At 38.0% G+C, this 26,476-nt stretch carries 21 protein-coding genes and 2 tRNA genes; 11 read left to right on the top strand and 12 right to left on the bottom strand.

The genetic code is table 11. The features are described from left to right. Positions 1-123 precede the first annotated feature (123 nt). Entirely contained in the window at positions 124-3,609 is a 3,486-nt protein-coding gene (locus DRF57_RS13250; protein WP_115918950.1) for a glycosyltransferase family 117 protein, read from the top strand. Between the two features lie 65 nt (positions 3,610-3,674). Here the strand turns inward: DRF57_RS13250 and DRF57_RS13245 are convergent, their stop codons facing one another. The 8 genes from DRF57_RS13245 to DRF57_RS13210 form a co-directional block, all read right to left on the bottom strand. Next, complete coding sequence (locus tag DRF57_RS13245) at positions 3,675-4,127, bottom strand: hemerythrin domain-containing protein (RefSeq protein WP_115918948.1); 453 nt, start codon at positions 4,125-4,127, stop codon at positions 3,675-3,677. A 64-nt stretch (positions 4,128-4,191) separates the two neighbouring features. Continuing rightward, a complete protein-coding gene (locus tag DRF57_RS13240) occupies positions 4,192-6,435 on the bottom strand; it encodes a nitric-oxide reductase large subunit (protein WP_115919040.1) in 2,244 nt (747 codons plus the stop codon). Positions 6,436-6,448: 13 nt separating this feature from the next. Next, a complete protein-coding gene (gene ric, locus DRF57_RS13235; protein WP_115918946.1) occupies positions 6,449-7,174 on the bottom strand; it encodes an iron-sulfur cluster repair di-iron protein in 726 nt (241 codons plus the stop codon). Positions 7,175-7,213: 39 nt separating this feature from the next. Next, positions 7,214-7,636, bottom strand: coding sequence for a c-type cytochrome (locus tag DRF57_RS13230; protein ID WP_167449373.1), 423 nt, complete (start codon positions 7,634-7,636; stop codon positions 7,214-7,216). Positions 7,637-7,645: 9 nt separating this feature from the next. Beyond that, the gene (locus DRF57_RS13225; RefSeq protein WP_115918944.1) at positions 7,646-8,422 is read right to left on the bottom strand and encodes a class I SAM-dependent methyltransferase; all 777 of its coding nucleotides are present in this window, start codon (positions 8,420-8,422) and stop codon (positions 7,646-7,648) included. Beyond that, positions 8,412-8,864 carry a hypothetical protein gene (locus DRF57_RS13220; RefSeq protein WP_228450261.1) on the bottom strand — a complete coding sequence of 151 codons (453 nt, stop codon included), beginning with the start codon at positions 8,862-8,864 and terminating at the stop codon, positions 8,412-8,414. The genes DRF57_RS13225 and DRF57_RS13220 overlap by 11 nt, the downstream gene beginning before the upstream one ends. A 55-nt stretch (positions 8,865-8,919) precedes the next feature. Beyond that, positions 8,920-9,351, bottom strand: a complete 432-nt coding sequence (locus DRF57_RS13215) for an RrF2 family transcriptional regulator (protein WP_084084748.1) — start codon at positions 9,349-9,351, stop codon at positions 8,920-8,922. 203 nt (positions 9,352-9,554) lie between these two features. Next, positions 9,555-10,367: an AraC family transcriptional regulator gene (locus DRF57_RS13210; protein ID WP_047490658.1), complete on the bottom strand. Its 813-nt coding sequence runs from the start codon at positions 10,365-10,367 to the stop codon at positions 9,555-9,557. Between the two features lie 130 nt (positions 10,368-10,497). On the opposite strand from DRF57_RS13210, the gene DRF57_RS13205 reads away from it, so the two are divergent. The 9 genes from DRF57_RS13205 to DRF57_RS13170 all read left to right on the top strand — a co-directional run bounded on the left by DRF57_RS13205 (position 10,498) and on the right by DRF57_RS13170 (position 19,472). Then, complete coding sequence (locus tag DRF57_RS13205) at positions 10,498-11,820, top strand: TolC family protein (protein WP_115918942.1); 1,323 nt, start codon at positions 10,498-10,500, stop codon at positions 11,818-11,820. Between the two features lie 4 nt (positions 11,821-11,824). Next, entirely contained in the window at positions 11,825-12,889 is a 1,065-nt protein-coding gene (locus tag DRF57_RS13200) for an HlyD family secretion protein (protein WP_047490653.1), read from the top strand. Further along, on the top strand, positions 12,882-14,471 hold the full coding sequence (locus tag DRF57_RS13195; RefSeq protein WP_167449372.1) for an MFS transporter: 1,590 nt from the start codon (positions 12,882-12,884) through the stop codon (positions 14,469-14,471). The genes DRF57_RS13200 and DRF57_RS13195 overlap by 8 nt, the downstream gene beginning before the upstream one ends. 70 nt (positions 14,472-14,541) lie before the next feature. Next, complete coding sequence (locus DRF57_RS24170; protein WP_262511487.1) at positions 14,542-14,670, top strand: hypothetical protein; 129 nt, start codon at positions 14,542-14,544, stop codon at positions 14,668-14,670. 79 nt (positions 14,671-14,749) lie between these two features. After that, complete coding sequence (locus DRF57_RS13190; RefSeq protein ID WP_115918938.1) at positions 14,750-15,745, top strand: GlxA family transcriptional regulator; 996 nt, start codon at positions 14,750-14,752, stop codon at positions 15,743-15,745. 98 nt (positions 15,746-15,843) lie between these two features. Then, positions 15,844-16,476 (top strand): DJ-1/PfpI family protein, encoded by a 633-nt coding sequence (locus tag DRF57_RS13185; RefSeq protein ID WP_047490648.1) that lies wholly within the window; start codon positions 15,844-15,846, stop codon positions 16,474-16,476. Between the two features lie 545 nt (positions 16,477-17,021). Beyond that, positions 17,022-17,094: transfer RNA gene (locus DRF57_RS13180), tRNA-Lys, on the top strand. Positions 17,095-17,389: 295 nt separating this feature from the next. Beyond that, on the top strand, positions 17,390-19,189 hold the full coding sequence (locus DRF57_RS13175) for a BamA/TamA family outer membrane protein (protein WP_115918936.1): 1,800 nt from the start codon (positions 17,390-17,392) through the stop codon (positions 19,187-19,189). 210 nt (positions 19,190-19,399) lie between these two features. Continuing rightward, positions 19,400-19,472 (top strand) — tRNA-Lys (locus DRF57_RS13170). A 187-nt stretch (positions 19,473-19,659) separates the two neighbouring features. On the opposite strand, the gene DRF57_RS13165 is transcribed toward DRF57_RS13170, so the two are convergent. Beyond that, complete coding sequence (locus tag DRF57_RS13165) at positions 19,660-19,824, bottom strand: PTS sugar transporter subunit IIBC (RefSeq protein ID WP_115918934.1); 165 nt, start codon at positions 19,822-19,824, stop codon at positions 19,660-19,662. Then, a complete protein-coding gene (locus DRF57_RS13160) occupies positions 19,811-21,301 on the bottom strand; it encodes a recombinase family protein (protein ID WP_115918932.1) in 1,491 nt (496 codons plus the stop codon). The genes DRF57_RS13165 and DRF57_RS13160 overlap by 14 nt, the downstream gene beginning before the upstream one ends. Before the next feature lie 169 nt (positions 21,302-21,470). Between DRF57_RS13160 and DRF57_RS13155 the strand changes: the two genes are divergently transcribed. Next, entirely contained in the window at positions 21,471-22,274 is an 804-nt protein-coding gene (locus tag DRF57_RS13155; RefSeq protein ID WP_115918930.1) for a TIGR02391 family protein, read from the top strand. A 145-nt stretch (positions 22,275-22,419) separates the two neighbouring features. Here DRF57_RS13155 and DRF57_RS13150 read toward each other — a convergent pair whose 3' ends face one another. Continuing rightward, on the bottom strand, positions 22,420-24,276 hold the full coding sequence (locus DRF57_RS13150; RefSeq protein WP_115918928.1) for a UvrD-helicase domain-containing protein: 1,857 nt from the start codon (positions 24,274-24,276) through the stop codon (positions 22,420-22,422). 4 nt (positions 24,277-24,280) lie between these two features. After that, positions 24,281-26,275: an ATP-dependent nuclease gene (locus DRF57_RS13145; RefSeq protein WP_115918926.1), complete on the bottom strand. Its 1,995-nt coding sequence runs from the start codon at positions 26,273-26,275 to the stop codon at positions 24,281-24,283. Positions 26,276-26,476 lie beyond the last annotated feature (201 nt).

The following is a 26,476-nucleotide window of genomic DNA, read 5'->3' as shown; positions in this document are numbered from 1 at the left end:
ACCTTTAGCCTTCTGACCTGAAGGCTTTTTGTATAAATAGGCTCTGAAAAATGTAATATTTTCACAATACTGTGTAATACTTTCCTTTTCCCGGTTGTCTTACTGATTATTGGAGAATATTATATGAAAAATTGGTCTTTTAAAAAATGGAACACCGTGCTCGGATGGTTCCTTTTCGGTATTGCCTTAATTACCTATCTCTCAACGATAGAACATTATTTGAGTTTCTGGGACTGTGGAGAGTATATTTCATCAGCCGTAAAACTTGAAGTCACCCACGCCCCGGGAGCGGCTTTATTTCAGATTATGGGGGCGGTAGCCAGTATTTTTGCACTGGGGAACGAACAGAATTATGCTATTGTGATCAATGCGATGTCTGCATTGTTCAGTGCGTTTACTATTTTATTTTTATTCTGGACAATCACCCATTTTTTAAGGAGACTTTTACATAAAGATGTTGAAGAAATAAGCAAGAAACAGGAATTTTCTATTCTGTTTGCCGGAGTGGTTGGGGCTTTATGTTTTACTTTTTCAGATACCTTTTGGTTTTCGGCAGTAGAGGGAGAAGTATATTCGATGGCTTTACTGTTTATAGCGCTTTTGGTGTGGCTGATCACGAAATGGGAGAATGAGTATCAAGCAGCGGACAGTGAGCGATGGATTATTCTTATCTTCTTTATTTTAGGACTTTCTGTTGGGGTACATATGATGTGTATGCTGGCGATTCCTGCCGTATGCCTTGTATATTATGCAAGAAATTATACGTTTACCTGGAAAAGTTTTATTCTGGCTAATTTTATAACACTGGTGATCCTGGCGTTGGTATTTAAGATTATTTTCCCTTTGATCATGACGATGTTCGGAAGACTGGAGATTTTCTTTGTGAATGGGCTGGGTCTACCTTTCCACTCCGGAACTATTGTCGCATTTATACTGATGGTAGCAGTTTCATATATGCTGATACAATATGCGAGGAAGACTAAAAAGAAAATATATCAAACCATCGTTTTATCCTTGGTATACATGATGATAGGGTTTTCATGCTGGATGGTCATCCCGATCAGAGCAAATGCCAATCCGCCGATGAACCTTAATGATCCTGATACAGCTATTGGCATGAGAGATTATTATAACAGGGTACAGTATGGTGACTGGCCAACGACTTATGGACAAAATTATACCGCATTCCTTGATGCAAAAGGGATAGAGAAAAATGAAGACGGAAGTTATAAAACAGAGAAAACAGGAGATATTTACGAAAAAGACGAAAAAACCGGAACCTATAGAAAAACAGGGGAAAGATTCAATTATGTGTTCAGTAAATCCCATATAAGCTTTATGCCCAGAATGTTCAGTGAAGATAAAGAGGTAGCGGCCAACTATATTGCGCTGTATGGAGCTCCGGATTTCACCTTTAACTACGACAACGAGGATGTTGCAGACAACCCACAGGCTAAGCAGATCTTCGATGAGATGAGAACAAAATATGAAGACAAATCAATTACTGCGGCAGATTATTTAAAGGTAAAACCATATGACCTGATCAAGGTTCAGAGACCTTCTTTCGCCCAGAATATGGATTACTTCATCTCTTTCCAAAACGGGTATTACTTTGTAAGGTACCTGATGTGGAACTTCGTAGGAAGGCAGAATGATCTTCAGGGACATATGGAAAATACCCAGGGAAACTGGATCTCAGGCTTTTCTTTTATCGATAATGCACTACTTGGAAATCAGGATTCAATGCCTGCTAATTTTAAAAATGAAAGTACCGTAGCCTTTTTCTTCCTCCCATTGATTTTAGGATTGATCGGATTCTTTTTCCAGTTGAACAGAGACTTCGGAAGATTCTATGCCTTATTATCCTTATTTATTTTAACCAGTGTTGGAATTGTTTTCTATACAGGAGTAAAGCCTTTTGAAGTAAGAGAAAGAGATTATGCCATGGTAGGTTCATTCTATGCTTTTGCCATCTGGATAGGATTGGGAGCCGGAGCTATTCTGTGGTTCTTACAATCCAAAATAAAATCTAACGGAGTCAATATAGCATTAGGAGTTGTTCTATTGGGAATACCTTTTATGATGGGTTTCCAGAACTATACATCACATGACCGAAGCCGGAAATCTGCGGCATATGATTATGCTTATTCATTCCTAAGATCGTTACCAAAAGAGGATATTATTTTTATTTATGGTGATAATGATACTTTTCCGGTTTGGGCGATTCAGGAAACTGAGAGATTCAGGGATGATGTAAAAACAGTAAATTTTACACTACTGGCTACTCCCTGGAGTATAGATCAGGTAAAAAGAAAAACCTACAATGCAAAGGGAATTCCAAGCCAATTAACACATGAAGATTATAGAGATGGAGTCAATGAGCAGGTCTATATGATGAAGAAAGAAGATTGGGAGGGTGTTTTCTCTATGTTGAAAGAACAGGGAGCTCCGGAAACAGAATTCCAGTCATTCAGAAAGTACCTTACGCAGGATTCTTTAACACTGAAGCAGGCTATTGATTTTATTAAGTTCAAATCTCCTGAAAAAGATCAGCTTTTAAAAATGTATTTTGGAGAAGAGAAATATGAGAAATTCAATATCCTTCCTGTCAACAAATTTATCCTTCCCGTCAATAAAGAAAATGCTGTGAAAGCAGGAATCATTAACCCGGAAGACCTTCCCAATGTTGTCAATCAGATTATGATTACCTATAAAGGAAATACACTGTATAAAAATAACCTGATGATGATGGATCTATTGGCAAACTTCGACTGGAAACGTCCGATTAACTTCTCTTCAGGAGGAATCTATGACAGTGAAAATATTTTCTACCTTGATGAATATCTTCAGTTTGACGGATTCAGTTACAGACTAATACCCATCCATACCCCTCAGCATCCTGATGGAGATAAAGGAAGGGTAGATCCGAATTCTCTTTATCAGGTAGTGAAAAACTTCAGATGGGGAAATTTTAAAGATCTGAGTATCTATTATGATGAAACAGCCACATCCAATATCATCGGCTACAGGATGTCTGTAAGCAGAGCGGTTTCTGCATTGGTACTGAACAATCAGAAGGCTAAAGCTGTTGAACTTTTAGAGCTTGCAGCCAAAGAAATTCCTGCAGAAAAGTACAATGATCCCCGTTCATTAAGTTCAATTGTATCAGGATACATTATTGCAGGTCAGGAACAGAAAGGATTACAGCTTGCGGAAAATCTTAAGAATGAAATTTTCAAAGAATATGATTATTACCTGAATCTTTCCCCTTCATTCCAGAGGGCGGCACGGAAACAGATGAGAACAAAACCTATGGAATATGCTCTTGTGGTTTCTGCTGTTACAGAGGCTTATAAAACACTTGGTCAGAAAGAAAAAGCCTATGCTTACCTCTTGCAATCTGTTGAACCGATCGATAAGAAGTTCAATATTTTTGCCAGCGGACTTCAGAAGATGGGGAAAGAGAAGGCAGTGAAAGAATCGGAAAATGTACAAAGGATTACCCCTTTTTATCAGTATTTATTCGATATTATGGAACCTTTTGATTCTACGTACGCGAAGAAAAAAGAAAATCAGATTACCACAGCAATAATGAAAGCGACTCAATAATCTGCTGCTTACAAAAATAGAAAAGTCTCCGAATACCTGTATTCGGAGACTTTTTTTATTCATTCTTATTTCCAGAATTCATCGGGATAAAGATCCTTCTCTTCGGAATGAATCTGATCTAATTCCTTTCCAATGGTGTTTAAAACTTCAGGATCCAGTTTTTCTTCCAGATGGGGAAGCCAACTGCGTTCCTCAAAACGGATATGTTGTTCCAGAAGATCAGCAAAATTTGAAAAATGAGCTGCATTTTCTGAATTTTCAATTTGAAGGATCAACGTTTTTATCTGATGATGTTCATATTGTATCCGGGAGGAATATTCATCCGTAAGAGGAGGAAAAAGAAGATGCTCCTCTTCATGGAAATGCTCTTCAAGATGATTTTTCCAGAAATAAAGAATATAATTTTTGATCCTGGAAAGTTCAACTTCTTTTTTCAGTCCCTGTCTTATTTTCCAGCTGCAAAGTAATCCGAAGTGATGATCCCTGGATAAAAGGACGATATTTTCATTACGTTTCATAATTCTTTTTTTAGGATAATAAATAAACCCTCATCTTACAACCTATGGGGTTTAAAAAAATGGGTTACCGTTTTTCTTTCAGTGACCATCCGAACTTTAGCCCCAAAATAAAAATGATAAGTAATAGCTCTCCGGCGGCCAGTAAAATATCTCCGGGAACACGCATCCATCTTAAAAAATGCATGATGTCGGTCTGCATGAATTCTGCAGAACGGGCATACCAATATCCTTCCTTAATAGATGCTACAGACTGCATAATTCCTATAGGCAGAAGACTGATGGTGACCATCACCAGTAATCCTATATTGGTCAGCCAAAATGCCCAGCCAATAAGTTTATCATTCCACTGTCTGTCGGGATACAGCCCCCGTAATACAAACAGCATTAATCCGATTCCTAGAATTCCATATACCCCAAACAGGGCAGCGTGGCCATGAACAGCAGTAGTATTCAGCCCCTGGATATAATACAGGGCTATCGGTGGATTGATGGCAAATCCGAAAATGCCTGCCCCGAGAAAGTTCCAGAAACACATGGCAATGAAACAGTAGATCGGCCATTTGTAAGCCTGGATCCATGGGGTGGATTTGCTGAGCTGATAGTTTTGATAAGCTTCATAACCGATCAAAACAAGCGGAACAATTTCCAGTGCACTGAAAGTAGCTCCCAATGCCAGCACAGCGGTAGGCGTAGCACTGAAGTAGAGATGGTGGAAAGTTCCCAAAATACCTCCTGCGAGGAATATAATCGTTGAAAATAATACAGCATGGGTTGCCGATTTCAGTCTCAATAATCCTAATCTTGTAAATAAAAATGCAGCTACTACCGTTGCGAAAACTTCAAAGAAACCTTCTACCCAAAGGTGGACCACCCACCATCTCCAGTATTCAGCAATAGCCAGATGCGTCTGTCTTCCATACATTAAGCCTGCTCCATAAAACAAGGCAATAGCTACGGCTGAAAGCGTGAATAAGGTCAGTAAATGCCGGTCTCCGTCTTTTCTTTTTAAAGCGGGAAGCAATGCTCTTACCATTAAGACAAGCCAAAGAATAAGCCCAACAAGCAGTAAAATCTGCCAGACCCTTCCAAGTTCTACATATTCATATCCCTGGTGTCCCCAAAGGAAATTATCTACCAGACCCAGTTTTTGCATTACCCCCAGCCATTGTCCGGTTAAAGAGCCCAGTACAACAATCAATAAAGCTCCGAATAACATATTAACACCCAATTTCTGGTATTTGGGTTCAAATCCGGAAACAGCCGGAGCAATATAAAGTCCCGTTGCCAGCCAGGAAGTGGCAATCCAGAATATGGCCAGCTGTACGTGCCAGCTTCTGGAAACCGACTGTGGTAAAAACTGGTCCAATGGGATACCGTAAAAACCGCTTCCTTCCACACCATAATGAGCCGTAATAACTCCTGCGAGCATCTGAACCAGAATCAGTAAAGCGACTACCCAGATGTATTTTAAAGTAGCCTTCATAGAAGGGGTAGGTTTCATATTGCGGAGCGGATCCTCAAGAGGAAGCACCTCACTGATTTCTTCTTCCTTATTTCTGGCATGATAAAATACCAGAAGCCCCACACAGGCCAATAACAGCAGTATACTGAATCCGGACCATAGATGCAGTGAAGGAGGAGGAACATTTCCTACCGATTCATCGTGTGGCCAGTTATTGGTATAGGTGACATCATCTCCCGGACGTTCCGTGATACAGACCCATGAAGTCCATGCAAAGAATGCGTTCATTTGAGCCATTCTTCCCGCATCTTTGACGGTATTCTCCGGAATAGCGTACTGGCCGCGCAGCGTAGCCATGGAAGGATCATTCATAAACAGTTTTGAATAATACCGGGAGAGCTGTTTTTGAACCTCAGCTCTTTCGGGAGAGAAAATAATTTCGTTATTGCTTTCATTGAAAGTATTGGTACGAAGTTCTTTTTTCAGCAATACCTGATATTTAGCCTGCTCATCATCGGGAAGTTCTTTGTAGGTCTTTCCGTCTTTTTTGGCCAGTTCATCAAGAAGGAGAAGAGATTCTCTGTGAACATAATCAGCAGTCCAGTCCGGAGCAATATAAGCACCATGTCCCCAGATGCTTCCTACCGTTTGTCCGCCAATAGACTGCCATACATTCTGTCCGTCTTTAATATCCTGTCCTGTAGCGATCACCGTTCCGTCCGTACTGACTACTTTATCAGGAATCGGAGGAACCTTTCTGTAAATTTCTGTTCCATAAAATATAAGAACGGCAAATGAAGCAATCATCACTACAGCAAGCCATCGCCAAAGTTTTTTAGGTGTCATTCCGTGTGTTTTTTTAAGATTCAACAGTACATTCTTTTTCCAGTTGGATGGCTTTCGGGAAGAGGATATTATTTTCCAGGTGGATATGCTTGTGCAGGTCATTTTCAAAATCCTGAAGCATGGCAAAAGCTACTTTGTAAGTATTGCAGGCATCAGCCGGGGGAAGATATTCATGGGTTATCTCCGCAATTCTTCTGAAACGGTCTCCTTCTACACTGTGCTCATGCTGCATCATGCTGACCGGATTTTCCACTGTTCCAAAAGCCGGATGCTGAAGGGACCCTCCCGATATTTTGGCTTTCATCATATTTCTTACAAAAGGAAACAGGATAAACTCCTCTTTTTTCATATGAGCTGCCAGGTCATGGGCAGATTCATTGAATAGCGTATTGATTTCAAATAATTCCGGATGTCTGCCCCCGTGAACTTTGCATAATTTATCCAGAAAAGCCTGTAAAACCGGTGTTTTTTCCTCTACATAACGGTGATGTGTCTTTTCAATATAATCTGCCAGAAGATCGAGAGGCCAGCTGCCAAAATCAATGGAGCCGCCTTCATTTGCCGGTAAAGATTCCAGTTCGGCATAAACCTTTTCCGGATCAAGTTTTTTAGGAGTACAGGCTTCCTCTATTGTTCTTCCGCCTTTACAGCAGAAATCTATTCCATGTCTTTTAAAAACAGCAGCTGTTCTGAAGTCTTCAGCCACCATATTTCCTATTAAGTCTGTTTTTGTATTCATAATATAATACTTTTTTGTCTTTTATTATTTTAAATTTTTTTACTGTTTTTTTAGGGAAAGGATATATTTCACCATTTGTTTAGCATCATCTTTATTGAGGCCTTCATGAGGGGTCATCGGGATATCACCCCAATTTCCTTTTCCGCCCTCAATGATTTTTTGTGCCAATTGATCCATATCTGCGTCTGTATACTTTGCCGCTACATCCTGATAGGAAGGTCCTATTAATTTGGCATCTATTTTATGGCAGGCAAGGCAATCTGCTCCTTCTATCAGTTTCAGGCCCGGATCGCCGGAAGTATTACTAGAAACAGGAGGAGCCGGAGTTTCAGCTGGCTGTGGAGCGGGTTGTTCAGTATAAGGAACGGGTTGTGGAATCGGGGTGGTATCCTTGCTGGAACAGGAAAAACAAAATAAAGATAAGCTGAATATAATGGCGGTATGTAAGAATTGTGTTTTCATAATATTGATTTAAATTTTCTGAGCGAGAATAGATACAGCACAAAGGCAGTCTTCATATTTTTTAAATGTTTTTCTCATTCGTAGTACTCTGGATCGTATATCAGGTTGGATCATGAGATTACCTACAATTTTCAGAAATCCCCGGAACCCTTCATCACTGATGATTCTTTGGGGTTCTAAAAGATGCATAGGAGCCGTTTCTATTTTTTTAATGGTAAAACCTTCCTTTTCCAGGAGATGGGTCCATTCTGAAACAGTTAATGGACGGGCATTTACTTTAATGGCCGAAGCCAGGTCTTTCTGAATATGCAGTTTTATACCATCATCTAAAGTATCTGGTGCCAGTGCCAGTTCATGGATTGCGTAATATCCTTTAGGCTTTAAAATTCGGGAAGCCTCCTTTATAATTTCAGATTTTCTGTGGTCAGCATGCATACTCAATAGTGCTTCTCCATAGACTTTGTCAGCGGACTGCTCCGGTAATGAAGTGTGGGCGGCATTCCCAGATTGAAATTTTGCAGAAGTTTGCCTGAATTCCTTATTCAAATGATCTGTTACTCGTTGTTCAGCATCAATTCCTGTATAAGATTTAGGATTGTTTTTTAAGGTGAGACGTGCTGTATAACCAAGTCCCGGAGCCAACTCCACGACATCATCATCAGGAGTAATATGTAACATGCTCAGCATTTTTTCCGTAAGCATCAGGCCTCCCGGGCGAAGAACTTTTTTACCAATCCTGGCCAGCAGCCAGTGACCGGACATTTTTTCAATATTTTCAGTATTCATTGGGTTGAGTTTTAAATTGTAAAATAATAGCCAATACTAACGTTAGTGCTTTGGCACTTTCCGCATAGATGAAATAGTCATGAAGTGGAGTAGCCGGTAATGATAGTCCCGAAGAAATACGATCTACCCGCGCATCGAGTACGGGAAGCATCCAAAATTGTTCTAAAAGGAGTATGAACATTAAAACCGTGAGAACCATACAGTCAGTTTTTGTATAGTTTTTACGGCTGATATACATGATTATCAGAATTAAAGCAAGGAATAGACCTTGTATTTTTGTGGAGAGGCCAAACATCAGTTTCCCCAATCCCAATGCTGTTGAAAGTGTTATTCCTTCTACCTGAAATTTCATCGGGGTTTCCAAAAAACTAATGGTCATAAACATTCCCGCCATTACACAAAACAGTATCAGTACAACAGGATTTTTAAGATATAATTTCATTTTTTATTATTTAATATATTAAGACCTTTTTATCTTTTATTTAATTAAATTTTTTTTAGGTCTTAAGATAGGTCAGTTTTAAATCTAAATTATCGACAAATGCCTGTATTTTAGAACTCTCCAGCATGATACGAAGATTGGTTCTGATACTCTTAAACTGATCATGAAGAGGGCAGGGATGTGTTTCAGAACACTGTTCAAGACCTAATCCACAGCCTGAAAACAGCTTGTCACCATCAATTTCTCTCACAATATCCGCAATGGTATTATTCAAATTCTGCTGATCCATATAAAAACCTCCGTTTGGGCCTTTCGCCGACTGAACAAATCCTTTTCTACTTAAATCCTGTAGAATTTTGGCTATAAAATGTTCAGGCGAACTAATGCTTTTAGCTATGTCTTTGATTCCAACCCGGCTGCCGTTTTTAGACTGCTGGGCGATATAGATCAAAGCTCTTAATGCGTATTCGCAGGTTTTGGAAAACATTTCTTCTGAATTTTATAGGACAAAGATATAAACTTATTTTTAATAGAAGATAAAAAACTCTTTTATTTTTTTAAAGTTTGATAAAGATCATAGGAATTGAGAATAATTGACCACCCCGTCAAAATTTTTTGAATTTTCGCCATCTTTCCGGTGCATGTGTTTAGTATTTGATTCTTGATGTATGAAAAGGATGGACAGCTTCTTTAAACTGCAGGATTACGGAAGGCTTTGCTGCTTTTTCTGAGATCAGAAGGTCGGGATTGGGTAAACTCATGGAAAGTATCACTGAAGGCACTAATAGAGCTATAGCCAACATCATCGGCAATTTCGTTGATCGGCTTATCAGTATTTAAAAGCAGTTCAATCGCTTTGATGATTCTTAATGTTTTCAGATACTGAAGAAAGGAAATATCCATATCCGATTTAAAGAGACGGGACATGGAACGCTCACTCAATCCAAATCTTGTACTCACATTGGTCAGGGTATGTTTTTCTCCGATATTCCATTCAAGGTAAGAAACAATTTTCATCATTTGCTTATTATGAGTGGCAGGAAGAATAATGGGTAATGGCTGTTGATGGGTTTTTGGCAGGATTTTTTTTAATGCTACCAAAAATTCAAAATTCTCATCTTTTGCCGAAACGTGTTTTTCATCCCATATTTCCGTGTATTTGATCATTTGAATCAAAAGTTCTGATGCGGGATAAATTCCCAGTCTGCTGTAAAAAGGGTCCGCGATATCATCATGAGCGTAAAAATAAAGGGAACGCAGGACTGTAGCACTATGTCCGATTTCCAGGATATGTTCCATTCCCTGAGGAATCCAGAAGAAATGCCTGGCGGGCACTACATACGTACGGTTATCTATCGTAATGTAGGCAATACCGCCTTCCACATAGCTTAGCTGCCCTTTGGTATGCTTGTGAAACGGAATCAGTTTTTCTGATTTTTCGTGCATAATAAAGACACTTTTGTCATGTCGATCGATATCCGGAAGCGCTGCAATTAATCCCATCAGAAATTGAAAATAGTATGAAAATGCAAATATAATCATTTGGCCGGAATCATGTAAAACTTGACTATTTTAGATAAAAATATTTTCCGGATTGCTGATAAATTTGCAGTGCAATAATTCAAAAATTCAGATGAAAATTTATCTTACCGGACTGCTGATACTGGGAACTTCCTATATGCTATCGGCTCAGGCAGGCAGTCCCCGAAATGACACCATTCGGCTTTCCTTAAAAGACGCATGGCAGAAAGCTGAAGAGCACAGCCGTCATATCAGAATCAATACCATAGATGCAGACATTGCCGAAGCTGAAGTAAAAGATGCCAAAAGAGAACGGCTTCCGGAAATTGAAGTTAAAGGTTCTGCCGAGAAAGCTTCCAATATTCCCATTTATGAAAACGGAATTTTTTCCAAACCTACCCAACATGAAGTAATCCACACCCTTTACAGAGCGGGAGCTGATTTTTACCTGAATATTTATCAGGGAAATAAGCTTAATCTTAAGATCAAAGAGAATCAAACCCTTCAAAAAATTAAAGATATTCAAAAAGAGCAGGCGGTTTCCGATATTCATTACAAAACAGCTGCCCTTTATCTTGACCTTCAGAAAACATTCATTTTCAGAAATCTTATCCAACAGGATATTGCCGATCAGAAAGTTCAGCTGAAAGAAATTCAGGCTTTATATAAAAACGGAGTGGTTCTTAAAAGTGATGTTCTCCGGATAGAGCTTGAACTTTCCAAACGGAAAATGGCTTTGGTCACCATTGAAAATGATATTCTCATAGCCACACAGAAGCTGAATATTATTTTAGGAATTCCTGATGAACAGGTGGTGATGCCTGACGCTCCGTTTAATGAATGGAATGAAAGCAGCACCTATGGAGAGTATGTAAAACAGGCTATGGATCATTCTTTTGACTATCATGTTTCCGAACAGCAAACGGAATTAAGTAAAATTAAACTTAAGCAGGTTAAAGCCAATGTAAGCCCTAAAGTTGGCCTGTATGGTGAATTTTATTATGCCAACCCACAGATTTTCCTTTATCCATATAATCCCGACTGGTATTCGCTGGGAGTGGTAGGGGTAAAAGCTTCATTTTCCATCTCTTCACTGTATCATAATACCCATAAAGTAAAAGCAGCTGCCCTGGAGTTTGAAAAAGAGGAAGAAGCTCATAAGAATACGGAAGATAAAATCAGACAGCAGGTAAAAGAAGCTTACTTACGATATGAGGAAGCTCTTGAGCAGATTAAGGTAGCTGAAATAAATGTGGTTCAGGCGAAAGAAAATGCCCGCATTATCAAAAACACCTATTTCAATCAGGCCTCTCTGGTTACAGATCTGCTGGATGCAGACATACAGCTTCTTCAGACCAAATTTGAGCTGGAAGCAGCCAGAATCATGGCTCAAAACAATTATTATTTACTGCAAAATATTACAGGTACCTTATAATACAATGAAAAAAAAATATACCCCAACCGACAGACTGATTACAAAAATTACAGGATGGATTTCAGTTTTTATCGTCGCCGGACTTGCTGTCTGGGGCGGTTTTACCCTTATCAATTACTATCAATATGAGCAGACCAATGATGCTCAGGTTCAGGAATATGTAAATCCTATTATTTCAAGAGCCGGAGGATTCATCGTGGCGGTCAAGTTTGAAGAAAATCAGGAAGTGAAAAAAGGAGATACCCTTCTGGTGATAGACAGCCGTGAATATATTCTTCAGCAGGAACAGACCCAGGCGGCTCTTCAGAAAGCCCGTGCACAGCTGAAAGTTCTCACGAGCAATACCACTACTACAGAAAAGGAAGCTGCTTCAGCACAGGCTCAGGTGAGTGCCAATGAAGCAAAAGTCTGGAAACAGAAGCTTGATTATAACAGATATGAGAAACTCTACAACGAGGAATCTGCAACTAAACAACGCCTTGAAGATGTGAAAGCTACCCTGGAGGTGAATGAAAGCAATTATAAATCTTCCCAGGATGCATATGCTGCTTCTGTGTCGAAGATCAATGATATTCAGGCTGAAAAAACGGTTGTACAGGCCGAAATTGCAAGACTGCAGGCATTACTGGACCGTCATAAACTGGATGTAAGCTATACGGTAGTCACCGCGGCTTATGACGGAAGAATGGGAAGACGAACCGTTGAGGTAGGACAGATGATTGATGCGGGAGAGACCCTGGCTTTTATTGTAAATAATGAAACGGATAAATGGGTAGTGGCTAATTATAAAGAAACCCAGATCAAGGATATGCATATCGGAGATCACGTGAAAATTGTCGCTGATTCTTATCCTGATCAGGAATTTCAGGGGACGATTATTTCACTTTCACCTGCTACAGGATCAAGCTTTTCATTATTGCCACCTGATAACTCAACCGGGAATTATGTGAAAATTGTGCAGCGTATTCCGGTTCGTATCAGAATTGAGGGTAAAAGAAAAGATATTGATATTCTGAAATTAGGAATGAACGTCAATGTATATGCGGGTAAAAAGCATTCCAATGGCTAGAAAAATTCCTTACTTTAAAAGATGGGTGCCGGAATGGCTTGTCAAGATCATTCTCTTTGCCATGACCCTCCCGGGTATCATTATATTTTTTCTGCCCCTGTCTAATGTGAATGCAGCAGCAGGATATTATGGGTGTGAACCTGCTGATATTCAGTTTTCAGTAGCTTTGTTTTATGCCGGATATGTAGGGTTTTACTGCCTGGAGAGGCGTTTTTTTAGCTTTCTTGCGGCCAAAGAATACTTTCTTTTATTTACGACTTTACAGATTATGGCCTGTCTGGTCTGTTATGGTACGAATGAAGTGTATATCCTGTTTCCGGTACGTTTTATCCAGGGAATGCTGTTTGCAGGAAATGTGAATCTTTCCCTCACCTTAATTTTTACACGGTTAAGCAGCGAAAGAGGAAGAGAGATCAGCTTTTCCGTATTCTTTGGTATTCTGATCTGTGCTTTGCCTTTTAATAACCTGATTACGGCAGATCTTATAGACTCATATAATTTTAATATTATTTATAAAACAGCCATTTTTTCATATGTGCCAGGTCTTTTCTTTCTGACTCTTGCAATGACAAACTACAGAACGGGTGCCAGGTTTCATCTTTATAAACTGGACTGGCAAAGTTTTGCTGTTTACAGTACCATGCTGGTACTGATCGGCTATATCATGATTTTTGGACAGGAGTATTACTGGCTTGAGGATCCCAGAATTCTGGGAAGTGTGATTGGAATTGGTATTTTAATCGTTGTGTCAGTCATTCGCCAGCGCGCTATTAAAAGACCTTATATCGATCTGCGTGTTTTCAGATATCAAAACTTTAAAATGGGATTACTGATTCTTTTTGTAATGTATATCTGTCGCTTTGCTTCGGGAATTACCAATAATTATTTTATTACAGAGCTACACTTTGATCCTTTTTATCTCTCCTATATCAATGTTTTTAATCTTGCCGGGCTTATTGCCGGGGTGATCATTGCCTGCTGTATGGTATTACAGAAGAAGAGGATACGGAATATCTGGATTCCCGGATTTTTAATGCTTCTTGTTTTTTATGGGATGATGTATTATTCTTTTGATGTACAGGCAGATGAATTCAATTATTTTATTCCGTTGTTTCTTCAGGGGTTGGGTGTAGGGCTGATCATGGTGCCCACGATTATTTTTATCATATCATCAGTTCCCATTGCTATAGGGCCTTCTGCTGCAGCTATGGCCCTGGCGATACGGTATCTGGGCTTCTGTATCAGCATAGCTTTGATTAATTATTTTGAACTTTTTGAAAAAAGCCGCCACTATAATGCCTTTCAGGATCATCTGACTGCGGTAGATCCTGCTGTAAAGGATTTTCTTCATAAGCAGACCGCTAAACTTAGTGCGAAAGGAATGCTTGAAGATCATGCTGCCAAAGCCGCCCATAAGCTGATGATCGGAAAGATTAATGCCCAGGACCATGTACGTTTTGCCATGGATTATTATGAAATGATGTGCTGGCTCCTTTCTGCGGCGCTTTTATTGATTATCCTTTTTCCGTATCTGAACCGTACGGCACTTTATTTAAAATCACGCAGGTTATCCCCTGCATAAATGCAGGTCACCCCTTCATACGATTATTATGAAAATAGGTAAGAAACCTCTCTTTCCCTACCTGAAATTTTTGAAGAAATTAAAAATGCCTTTCAAAGAGTTTCAGGACTTTTTGATAGGGGAATGTGTTGATGTAGTTAGTGAAAGACTGTCTTTGGGGCAGTCTTTTTTATTGTCTGTAAAGATCATAAAAGTATAAATACTGGCCGAAACTGTATGTTTTTTGTCATTGCGGACGGAAGGCTTTCTGTGTACATTTGCATCATACAGAACGAGATATGAAGAATGTCAGAAAAGATTCAGGAAAGAAGAATATAGTACTTTTGGTACTGCCGGAGGTTCAGTTACTGGATATTGCAGGTCCCTGTGATGTGTTTACATCGGCTAACCGTTTTCTGGGTGATGATGAATCAGGATACCGTGTTTTTATGGTATCCGGAACTTCAGAAAAGGTAATATATTCCAGCTCCGGAATGCCTTTGACCTGTAGTCATACAATATATGATATTGACTTTCATGTGGATACTTTTTTGGTAGCTGGGACAAGCCTTGCCATAGTGGATGACATTAATCCCGACCTCTATCATTTTCTTCAGAACATAAGCACAAAAGTGAGGCGGTTGGGATCCGTTTGTATCGGGGCATTTATACTGGCCAAAGCAGGACTGTTAAAAGGAAAGCAGGTAACCACACACTGGAAATATGCCAATGCCTTACAACAGGCTTATCCTGAACTGGAGGTTAATATCAATCCGTTTTTCATCCGGGACAAGCCTATATATACTTCCGGAGGCGTATCTTCGGGAATAGACCTTGCCCTGGCACTGCTGGAAGAAGATTTTGGAAAAGCTGTAGCCTCGGAAGTTGCCCGTCATCTTGTGTTACATCTTCGGAGACCCGGCGTACAGTTACAATTTGGAAATGCACTCCCGGACTATGATATGATGACTGCATTGACGAAAGATGTACGTGATCTCCTGAAAGATAAACTGGGACAATCTATTAGTATTGAATATATAGCAGATACCATGCATATGAGCATCCGTAATTTTTCCAGGGTATTCTTAAAAGAATCAGGGATGAGTCCCGGTAAATTCCTTGAAAAAATGAGACTGGATCAGGCCAGAAATATGCTGGAATATACGGAGATGAGCATTGATATGATTGCTGATAAATGTGGTCTCGGAAGTTCAGTAAGCCTTCGCAGGGTATTTTTAAAACATCTTTCCCTTTCTCCCGCTCAATACCGCAAGGCATTTAAGGGAATGGAATAACACTTTTTAATTTTTTTGGATATGCTATTGAACGGCTGATGATAATCAGCAGGGAATAGTCTTGTCCTTATTTACCATATTAATCCTAATACTATCGTATGAAACATGTACAACACATTAAAACCATGAACGTTGCATTTTTAGTGTATAATCAGGTAGAAGTTCTTGATTTGAACGGTCCACTGGATGTTTTCGTCAAGGCGAATGTAATACTGCCGGGCAGTTATCATTGCTATACCGTTGGAAAAACCAGAGACGCCGTATATGCAGAGGCTAATACAATGGCTATTGTTCCTACTTATGACCTACAGACCTGTCCTAAACCGGATATGATTGTCATTCCCGGAACAAATCCTGATCAGGTAATGCAATATCTGAAGGATGATGATTTTCAAAATACAGTTCTCAATTGGGTGAAAGACCATTGCAATAATGGAACTGTTATTTTCACGGTCTGTACAGGAAGTATGCTGCTTTCGGAAACAGGTATCCTTGATCATTATGATATTACAACACACAGTATGTTGCTGGACGCACTGGAACAGCATAATACAGAAAGTAATGTTAAAAGAGGAGTGAGGTTTGTCGATCAGGAACAACTAATCACGACGGCAGGTATTACGGCCGGAATAGATGCAGCCCTCTACCTGATAGGAAAACATCATGGGCAGGAAGCCGTAGATACTATTGTACAGCTTTTTGAATACCAGCAGGGGAGTAGTATAGCTTAATTTCATTTTTCTTGCAGATCAAGTAAGTTATGCAAGATTTATCACCATCATCTGCGTAATCTGCTTAATCAGCGAGAGGATTAGAATAGTTTTTTTCTCGCAGATCCCACGGATTATGCAGATTTTTTAAAACTTACTTACTTATGAGATTAATGGGAGAGGTAAGAAATACACAGTTTCTTGCAGATTAAGAAAGGAATGGATATTTATCCCATCATCTGCGTAATCAGCTCAATCAGCGAGAGGATTAAAAATAGAACTTCTTTGTAAAAACACCAAAGGTGGATTCTTAAAAAAACAACGATAAACAGGAGAATAGTACCCACAGCTTTGGTATGATGTTTATCGAAAAAGCTGTGATCACTATTTTTATAAAAATAATAAATACTGTAAATTATTTATAGACAGATGTTTGTATATGTTGTCAGAAAAAATACGCTAAAAACACTCAAAAAAAGTTGGAGTTAAAAAGTATTTTTCTATCTTTGCAGTCCCTTAAACAAAGGGATTTACTTGAAAATGGAAACATGAAAAAGTAGATGACCGACTCGGTAGCTCAGCTGGTAGAGCAATACACTTTTAATGTATGGGTCCTGGGTTCGAATCCCAGCCGGGTCACTTGGACGGATGAAGCGTTTTACAACTGCTTTATCCGTTTTTTTGTTTTGTAAAGTGATGTCAATTAGTGATTTATATTCGGATCAGAACTGAATTTTAAAATTGTAAATGGCAGAGAAAATAGCCGAAATAGGTAGCTATGGGTATTGAGGTTATTTCAGAATGAAGACTGGTTATTCAAAACAGCAGTAATTTTATTACTTTTTACATGGAAATTTTCTGGGTATTAGTGTATTTTTAGCCTATATTGGCTTATAAATTGATATTATAAACTTTATTGAATTCTTGATGACTAATGACTAAATCGATTCTAATTGTATTTTTCTTTCTAAGTGGTTTTTTCTTTTTACATGCACAGGAAAAAAAAGATTCGCTCTATTACAAAATAGAAGAATTTTCTGATCAAAGAAAAGTCACCAAATTTATTCATCGTTTTATATTCCGTAGGGAGGCAGATTCTACTTCTGTTAAAACCAGGACTGAAAAACTGTCGCAGGAAGCTTATAATAAAAAATACATCAGAAATATCCGGATAGAAACAATTGACCCTTTCGGATACGGTTCTAAAGACAGTAAAGTAAAATCCAAATGGTATGATTGGATCACCAATCATCTTCATTCTAATACAAAAAATTCCACCGTTAATAATTATTTGCTTTTTGAGGAAGGGGAAGAATATAATGCTCAGAAACTCTACGAATCTGAACGTTTGCTGAGAACGATGCCTTTTATAAACAGGGTTAATATCAGTGTTTCTGACAGTACTTCCGGTAAGGATTCTATTGATGTTGTTGTGAAAGTCCTTGATTCCTGGAGTCTGAAACCCAGAGTCAGCTATTCAGGAAGTAAAATTGGGTTGGGAGTGACGGAAGAAAATGTATTTGGGTTAGGGCATGAATTGAATTTCCTGTATAGAAATGATTCCAAAGAAAAGCAGGATTATCTTTTCGGGAGCTATACAGCTTATAATCTTTTTGGTTCTTATATCAATGCTCAGGTACTGGGGGAACGGGATTTTTTTAGAAATGAAAGAATCAACTTCAATGTCAGAAGAGACTTTTTCTCCCCTTTGACAAAATGGGCCGGTGGTTTTAGTTTCGAATATTTTATGCGGAATGTTTTACTGCCAACAGAAACGGAGACTAGTTTTCCGGAAGTTCAGATCAAAGTATACAGTCAGGATTTATGGGGCGGTTATCAGATTCCTGTTTCATCTGATCCAAACGAGAAGGTTTCCGGTAATATTGCCGTGATAGGGAGGTTTCAGAATTATCAGTATAAAGACAGTCCCGGAATCGACCAGTATAAATATTTTAGCTCTTACAACAGTTTTCTGATGTCTGTAGGATATATTCACAGAAGTTTTTCGGTTCAGAAGAATATTTTTCAATATGATTTACCGGAGGATATCGCATATGGTAATTCGGTGAATTTCACGGCAGGAGCTTTGTCTAGAAGTAATGATGTGAAGCCTTATATAGGGATTTCTGCGTCTTATGGTACCTTTGCAAGGCTGGGATATTTCAATGTGAAAGCTCAGTTTGGGAGATTTTTTAATGAAGACGATCCCAATCGTGAATCTTTCCGACTGGATGGAACGTATTTTACGAATCTCATGGATTGGAAATTTGCCAAAGCAAGACATTTCTTTTCTCCCACTTTAGCCTTAGGAAACCCACAGCATAATTATTCTTATAAAGACAGAATCAATCTTTCTGCTGCTGATGAATTTCCTGTTTACAATTCGGATTATATTGGAACCAAAAAATTGGTTTTAAGATATCAGCTTCAACTCTTTATCAATAAAACCTGGAAGAATTTCCATTTCAGTCCCTATCTAACGGCGGCAGTCGGATGGCTGGGGATGCCCAATGATAAACTGCTGAAAACAAATGCAAACACCAAGATAGGAATTGGCGTGTTAATCAATAATCCTTTTCTGGTTTTCAACAGGATTCAAATTTCTTTCATGTATTATCCCCGTGTTCCTTTCGATAATAATTCTGTTTTTGATTTTAACAGCAATAGAAATAATCTTTTGCCAATGAACAGTTTTGCAACAGATATCCCTCATTTTGTTAATTTTTCCAACTAAGCTGTTTTGAGTTTTTAAATTCCAAATCGCTTGATTTAGAATCAGTTTCAAAAGGGAAGGAGAAGAAAGGCTTATGTGCATCCATTATAGCCCGTGAAAAAAATGATTTTTTTTAAATAAAATAGCGGAGATAAAGAAAAAGTTTCTATCTTTGCAGTCCCTTAAACAAAGGGATTTACTTGAAAATGGAAACATAAAAAGTAGATGACCGACTCGGTAGCTCAGCTGGTAGAGCAATACACTTTTAATGTATGGGTCCTGGGTTCGAATCCCAGCCGGGTCACTTAAGGAGATAACTATTATAGGTTATCTCCTTTTTTGCATTGATAAGAGATTGCTATTCAGGCTGTTGTTTTTCAAATGTCAATAGTTTGATTTTAAAACTTAAACCAATTAATTTCTAAGTGAAATAAAACTTAAAACTACTCTAACGTGTATCTGAAAGTGTCTTTCTGAAGTTCGAACTCCTGTTAAGGTTTTTGTGTTTTCTTTTCTCGTAATTTCTTGTGATTTTTTGAAATAAGATATAGGAAATCTAATATAATAACTGCTTCCCTCTCATTTGCCTGAATGCCATTCTTTGATAATATAATAATTGCTTGCCCAACGGAAGTTTTTTTATCAATAAAATTCATTTTTAATAATTTTTTGGTTACTTTTTAACACTAATACTTTTGATAAGGTTTCATTCAAGCTTAAGGAAAGATATCCTGTTTGAAAGTTAATATTAAGGGGCGGGATTAGGGTTATAAGATGTTTTTTATCAGCTATATCAAAGTCTGAAAATCCCTGAAAAATGTCAGTAAAAATTTTTTTTCCCAGCAACTTGGTTTGTCTTTCAATGTTTCTTAATTTAGTATTGATATCCTGTAACTCTTTTTGCAAGCATTTAGAATTAACTCGATTTTCTGCTTTTAACTTATTATAATCATCGAGTTTAAATATTTCGACAACAAATAGCTTTCTAGCCTTGGAAAGAATTGATTCTTCTTCTTTTATTTTTCTTTCAATTAAACTTCGTTCAGATAAATATTGTGTCTTTTGTTTTTTTATATCTTGATCATCTAAAACATAACTAAATAATTCAATTACCTTATTTGAGAGGACCAATTGTTGAAGTTTGTTCTGGTAGCAGGTATTGAGAAGAATTGCATTGATCCTAGTTTTACGTGATCCTTGGCAGTGATAATATGGATATTTTTTTGTCTTGCCTCGAGAAAAACTTCCACTAAGCTTTCGGCCACAAATAGGGCATACTAGGAAACCCCTTAGAAAAAACAATGCTTTTAGTTCATCCGTTTTTGCAGTAACTTTCCTTTTTGTAGTAATGATGTTTTGGACCTTATGAAATAATGTTTCTTGAATCAATGGTTCATGTGTTCCCTTTATAGTTTGTTGTTCTTCAAAATTAAATCTGATTATTACATGGCCACAATAGACTGGGTTTCGTATAAGTCTGAAAAAATGGGATCTAGAACATAATAATCCTTTGTTATTGGCTATTTTTCGGATTTCTTCCAGCTTTTGGGTATTCTTAGCAATTTGATGGAATATCCATTTTACAAGGCCTGCTTCTGGTTCCTTTGGAGCTATAATTTTTTTGCCGTCCAATAATGTCAGGTTGATGTAACCTATTGGAGCTTTATTTGGATACCTACCCATTTGTTTCGCCCGACGAATACCATTCGCTATATTCTGAGCCCTTCTGCTGTTTTCTGCTTCAGGCACTGATAGGTAGACAGCAAGCATAACAGTACTTTCTGGTACAGAAAAATCTATTGGTTGATCTATAGCCATTGCTGTTGTTCTATATTTTCTGAGCATACCTATCATCTCATAAGCATATTCAACATTCCGACTAAATCGATCCCATTTAATAAATAGAATATTCTTATCTTCTATTGATGATTTATTCTTAATTTGTAAGAATAGTTTTTTCCATTCTGGCCGATTGAAGTCCTTTGCTGAAAAGTCTTCGCAATAAATTCCTTTAACCTCAATATTGTTATATTCACAATACTTCAACAATCTTTCTTCCTGCTCAGGAAGAGAATAGCCTTTTCTCTTCTGTTCGTCAGTACTTACTCTGACATATAAATACGCTGATTTCATAAATATAGGGTTTATGAAACATTAACGTTTAAATAGTATTGATTTATTTGAAATTAAATGTTCACATCTCTGTAGGAAGAAATGAGTAACTTAGGTTGAATAGTGTAGGACTATTTCCTATGCTCTATTTTTATACCTTGTTAAAACAAATAAAACGACGACTAACGTTATGGCAAACAATATAAAACGCCCCATGTTCACCGCCCAGATATTGGAGGCACTATGCAAAACAATTGCAGATACAAGTAATGGCTTAACCGGATCAGAGATAGGGTACTTACTGGCAAATGTTCAGATTAAAGATATTGATCCTGCAAATACAAAATGGAAAAGATTGTTTAACGCTTTCGTAGAATGTCAAAACAAAGAGCTGTGTTCAAACTCCATTCTTAGATTTATACAACAAGCAATGGATCCTGTCAGGTATGTTAAGAATGAGGAATTATTTCATGATCGCAGATTGGAAATAAATAAACGATTGGCCTTTATAGGTGTGGAACTAAAAGATAACGGGAAATTTATAGTGGTGGATGAAGCAACAACAATTTCTGAAGCTGTGCAAAGAGCCAACCGCTTAAAGCATAAATTGGAAAACCGTAGTACTCATGTTGAAATATTCAACTATTGCAAATCAGAATTACTGGTTGAAAATTATTTTCATGCAGTCTTTGAAGCCACCAAAAGTGTAGCAGATAGGTTGAGAAAAATGACAGGTTTGCACACCGATGGTAGTGCTTTGGCTGATACTGTATTTTCAACAAGCAGTCCATTGGTTCGCATAAACAATATGTTGACGCCTACAGATAGGAGCGAGCATCTTGGCCTTTGTTACCTAATCAAAGGTATTTTTGGGATGATAAGAAATTCGACGGCTCATGAACCTAAGATCACTTTTGTAATAACAGAAGAAGAAGCGTTGGATACTTTAACGACAATCTCCCTTATACATAAGAAATTGGACAAAGCCATATAAAAAAAAGAGCGTTTATTCAAATGGGTAAACGCTCTTTGTAAATTCTTTAAAGACCTGTTTCTGAAGTAAGAAAACGGGAATTATTAAAAGTTGAGCTGAATGGATTGTATTTTATTGGGCGCTATGTATTCTGTTAAGTTAAGTTTTATAGTAATGTCCCTTTCTTCTCTGTCATTACAATGCCAGATTCTTGAAGTACCTTAAAAATAATTTTGATTGCTTCTTTAGTTTGTGACTGCATTCCGTAACGCCCTTCTCTTTGATTACTAAAGGTAAACACAACTCTTTCCATAGCCCGTGAAAGCGCAACAAAAAAGGTGCATTTATCCTCGTCGGGTTGACGCTGGAAAGTCCAAAAAGCGCCATCTTCAAGACCAATAAAGATAACGGTATGATACTCCAAGCCCTTACTTTTGTGGATTGTCATCACCGGGATCGTATCTTTTCCTACAAGCATGTCCAAAGAAGAAGTAATATCGTTTGAAGAAACAAAATTTTTAATTAGTTCATCTTGAACATTGTCTATTGAAGTAGTTAGTTCACGAAGATTACGATAATTTGGATAATACGCCATTATCCGGTCAACATTGGCAAATGCAATGATTTCAGAAACAAGTGCTTTAATGCTATCTTCATTCAATGTGATTTCAGCATACTTTTTCCTCGCCTCTTTTATAAATTTCATTAAATCATTTTCAAGTCGCAACAATTGTTCATCTTCTATTTCTATACGAAGATTACTTATAAAGTCGAAGATATATTTTTTTGCTTCAAAATCCTTTCTATTAAAAATTAGATAAAATGCATTAATGATATACAGACAAACATCTTGGGTTAGAATATCCTGGAACTTACCTTCATCCCGAGCATTTATTCCGTTAGCATTGAAGTATTCAATCAGTTTGCCGGCATAGTCTTCCAATCTTTGTTTAATAAGGATGCAGATATCTCTTGGATCCACACCATCAACTTTAATCCAATGGGATATTTCTTGAAAAAGAACCTCCATTTCTTCAGCAGGATTTTCAAATTCCCAAACAAAACATTCTCCCTGATCAGGATGCCATTTGGAAGAGGGTGTCGCAAAATCGGTCTTTTCAAGTAAATGTTCCGTGAGATGATTTAATAGGTGAACTAACCGGGGGGCGCAACGAAAATTCATGGTAAGTGGAACACGAATGGCTTTGGTATTCCGAATAAAATCATCAAATACCGTTTTTTTCGCCCCTGCCCATATCATAATTCGTTGTTTGTCGTCACCAACGGCGGTAAAAAAACTATCACTTTCCAGAAAACAGGTTTTAAAGAGATCATATTGTATATCGGTCGTATCCTGAAACTCATCAAGGAAAACATATTTATAGGTCTGCTGCAAGTACTTTTTAATCTTAGGATTGGCAAGAATAATTAGCTCTGCCAGTCTCATGATCATTGGAAATGACAAGGGTGCAAGGTTTGATTTTAATATTCTTTGCCATACTCTGTTCCTGATATTTTCTGCATAACTACTTTCATTTTGCGGTAACCGGGCAGCATGCAATGCCAATATATCCTTCTTGTTGGCCGTATTGGTGTAGTCAGGATCTTCCGTGTTGTAATAGTCTAGAATAGTAGGATCTTTTACAGCGATTTCATATTCATTTTCAATTTTATATTCATCGGGTAGCGCTTGTTTGAACCTGTCCAAAATCTGCTTGGCAAATGAATCAAATGTCAACGAATCAAATCTTTTAGAAAGCTCGTCTCCGCATCTCTCACGAACTCTTTCTTTTAAATTATAGGCTGCATCTTTTTTAAAACTTATGGCCAAAATTTTATATGGAAACGGGCAAGTATTTGTCTGTAAAAGATAGCAGGCTTTTTGGGCCAACAATTCCGTTTTCCCCGCACCCGGTCCGGCAACAACTAAATGGTTATTGGAGGTTTTGGCAATATCAAGGGCATCCGGTTCAAGTTGCATACCGTCCGCAGGTTCCCATAATTCCGGTTTTATTCGCTTCATCTTCTTAATGTGTTTGTAGAATGGAAGATATACGCTCAAAAATTTTAGTAAACACCGGAGGCAAGTTTTCTCTAATTTCCTCATCACTCATTGATGACAATACTTGAATATGTGTGGCTGGCTTTCCTCTGCCTAAAAAATGGTAGTTGTACCAGATCATTAGTTCTTTTTCTTCGTCCGAATAGGTTTCGCCTGTTGCATCTTCTGATTTAAGAGTAGCTTGCACTGCTTTGTTCATCTTTTTTTCAAATTCTTTTGGTTTCTTAGTTTTGTCTGGAATCTGAGGGCCACCTCCTTTTGGAATGACGGCTTTGTAAAATTCGGGGTAATGAGTAAGCATTAGAAAGTCCAGATCGAGTGGAGCAGAATAGAAAACATCATATTCTTTTAACCGTCCAAGCCATCCTTGTAATGTTTTAGAAGTCTTTACTAAATCTCTGGTGTGCATTTCTTCAAGTCGCTGAGTTGATAATATGTTGTCTCCTTTTAGCTTTAATAACTCATTCCTTTTAACTCCAATTCCCAAAAGCTGCTGCAAAGCATATTTTACTCGTCCCCAACCAGCTCCTTCACGTTCTGTGTCCAGATCAAGAAGCGTTATGTATGGGATATGCAACGCATTTAATAGCTTCCAGATGTGGTTCACAAAACGGTGTCCCAACGGCGCAAAAGTGATGATATTATCATCAAAGTCTACATCCATCACATCCATCAACCTGTTAAATATCACTTCTTCGCTGTCGCCTTCTCCAATAACAACCAATCTGGCAAAGTAAATTTCAGGATAATTACGAACAGCTTCTTTTACATATTTGTAAGCTTCATCTGTCTTTTCAGGAAGTTTTATTTGATTCACGTCTGTTTCATAATCTTCTGTAATTCTGAAGTGAAGAATTTGCTCGGGTTCAAGCCTTTTTATTATTGCAGGCGTATGGGAAGATAGCAATACCTGTGAATTTTCCTTTTCTGAAATCGATTGAAGAATTTTAATGACCCTTCCCAATAACTGCGGAGCAATGTGATTTTCCGGTTCTTCGATGGCCAAGATTGTAAGTAGGGGCCTTGTTATGCCAATGGTTTCTCCATCTTCTTCTTCAGATATCTTTTCTTCTACATCCAAAAGGGAACATACCAATGTTAAATAGAATAAGGAACGATAGCCTTCGCCCAATTCGTCAATGCCAAAAGGCTTATGAGTGCCTGTCGGGCTGAAGGATATTTCCAGTTTTTTGAGAATGGTGTCAAGCTCACTTCCTCCGAAACTTAGCGCTGTTTCACTATAACGTTCGTCTTTGTGGAATTTTTGCCAAAAGGAAGTAATGGAAGTTTGAATAGTATTGAACACTGATAATCCCTTAAACGCTTCGTTAATCTCACTTATTTTTGTGTCAAACTCTTCTTTGAACTCTTCATTCCACTTAATTTTTTTCAATAGCCGGTGCAGGATACTACCAGAGGCGTATTTTAGTTGCTCTCCCGGCTTTCTGATTGCAGGAACATAATGTATTTGAATAAGACTTCTTAGATGGCTTGGGAAAATTTTCTTTGTGTCAGCATCTTCCGCCTCATCCTCTGCTGCTTTGATGAAATAGGTTTTTACTTCTATTTCACCTTGAGGTATTAAATCTGATTTTCGCCAGCTTGCTTCCAACCTTATTCGCAAATAGGGGGCTTCGTCTTCTCCGCCCACGACCATATCTTGGAAAAAATGAGGAACCGAGTCGTCGTCATCCGTTGGAAAATCTATCCTTACTTCAATGGAAAGCTCTCTTTCTGCAATATCCTCGGGGTTTTCATCTTTTCCAATATGAAAGTCCGAACGGATGATTTCCCGTTCCATGAGCGATGCGCCGAAAAGCTTCCTTAGTGTTTCCAATGCAGAGGTCTTTCCTGAGCTATTTAAGCCAATAAAGCCAGCCAGCTTATCTTGTAAGGAGATTGTTGTTTCTTTCGGGCCAAACGATTTATAGCCTTTTATTTTAATTGTTGATATTCTCATAATGATATTTCGAGTTATTAGATTTTTTTCACATTACCCTTATCTATGATATTTTTCACATTGATAGAAATCTTTTTCGTCATTATACTCTTCATGATTTTATTTAAACTAATTTATAAAAGTTAATGCTATCAAGATTATGGTTTCCCGTAATTGACCTGAATAGGTATTGGTTAAAGCTACAACCTATAAACATTCATG

This window comes from Chryseobacterium rhizosphaerae, from assembly GCF_003385455.1.
GTDB classification, from domain to species: Bacteria; Bacteroidota; Bacteroidia; order Flavobacteriales; family Weeksellaceae; genus Chryseobacterium; species Chryseobacterium rhizosphaerae.
This window is presented reverse-complemented; position numbering and strand designations above follow the sequence as displayed.

Excerpts from the sequence above, each read along its gene's own strand:
- DRF57_RS13250 (WP_115918950.1), top strand. The coding sequence starts at position 124 with ATGAAAAATTGGTCTTTTAAAAAATGGAACACCGTGCTCGGATGGTTC.
- DRF57_RS13245 (WP_115918948.1), bottom strand. The coding sequence starts at position 4,127 with ATGAAACGTAATGAAAATATCGTCCTTTTATCCAGGGATCATCACTTC.
- DRF57_RS13240 (WP_115919040.1), bottom strand. The coding sequence starts at position 6,435 with ATGACACCTAAAAAACTTTGGCGATGGCTTGCTGTAGTGATGATTGCT.
- ric (WP_115918946.1), bottom strand. The coding sequence starts at position 7,174 with ATGAATACAAAAACAGACTTAATAGGAAATATGGTGGCTGAAGACTTC.
- DRF57_RS13230 (WP_167449373.1), bottom strand. The coding sequence starts at position 7,636 with ATGAAAACACAATTCTTACATACCGCCATTATATTCAGCTTATCTTTA.
- DRF57_RS13225 (WP_115918944.1), bottom strand. The coding sequence starts at position 8,422 with ATGAATACTGAAAATATTGAAAAAATGTCCGGTCACTGGCTGCTGGCC.
- DRF57_RS13220 (WP_228450261.1), bottom strand. The coding sequence starts at position 8,864 with ATGAAATTATATCTTAAAAATCCTGTTGTACTGATACTGTTTTGTGTA.
- DRF57_RS13215 (WP_084084748.1), bottom strand. The coding sequence starts at position 9,351 with ATGTTTTCCAAAACCTGCGAATACGCATTAAGAGCTTTGATCTATATC.
- DRF57_RS13210 (WP_047490658.1), bottom strand. The coding sequence starts at position 10,367 with ATGGGATTAATTGCAGCGCTTCCGGATATCGATCGACATGACAAAAGT.
- DRF57_RS13205 (WP_115918942.1), top strand. The coding sequence starts at position 10,498 with ATGAAAATTTATCTTACCGGACTGCTGATACTGGGAACTTCCTATATG.
- DRF57_RS13200 (WP_047490653.1), top strand. The coding sequence starts at position 11,825 with ATGAAAAAAAAATATACCCCAACCGACAGACTGATTACAAAAATTACA.
- DRF57_RS13195 (WP_167449372.1), top strand. The coding sequence starts at position 12,882 with ATGGCTAGAAAAATTCCTTACTTTAAAAGATGGGTGCCGGAATGGCTT.
- DRF57_RS13190 (WP_115918938.1), top strand. The coding sequence starts at position 14,750 with ATGAAGAATGTCAGAAAAGATTCAGGAAAGAAGAATATAGTACTTTTG.
- DRF57_RS13185 (WP_047490648.1), top strand. The coding sequence starts at position 15,844 with ATGAAACATGTACAACACATTAAAACCATGAACGTTGCATTTTTAGTG.
- DRF57_RS13175 (WP_115918936.1), top strand. The coding sequence starts at position 17,390 with ATGACTAAATCGATTCTAATTGTATTTTTCTTTCTAAGTGGTTTTTTC.
- DRF57_RS13165 (WP_115918934.1), bottom strand. The coding sequence starts at position 19,824 with ATGAATTTTATTGATAAAAAAACTTCCGTTGGGCAAGCAATTATTATA.
- DRF57_RS13160 (WP_115918932.1), bottom strand. The coding sequence starts at position 21,301 with ATGAAATCAGCGTATTTATATGTCAGAGTAAGTACTGACGAACAGAAG.
- DRF57_RS13155 (WP_115918930.1), top strand. The coding sequence starts at position 21,471 with ATGGCAAACAATATAAAACGCCCCATGTTCACCGCCCAGATATTGGAG.
- DRF57_RS13150 (WP_115918928.1), bottom strand. The coding sequence starts at position 24,276 with ATGAAGCGAATAAAACCGGAATTATGGGAACCTGCGGACGGTATGCAA.
- DRF57_RS13145 (WP_115918926.1), bottom strand. The coding sequence starts at position 26,275 with ATGAGAATATCAACAATTAAAATAAAAGGCTATAAATCGTTTGGCCCG.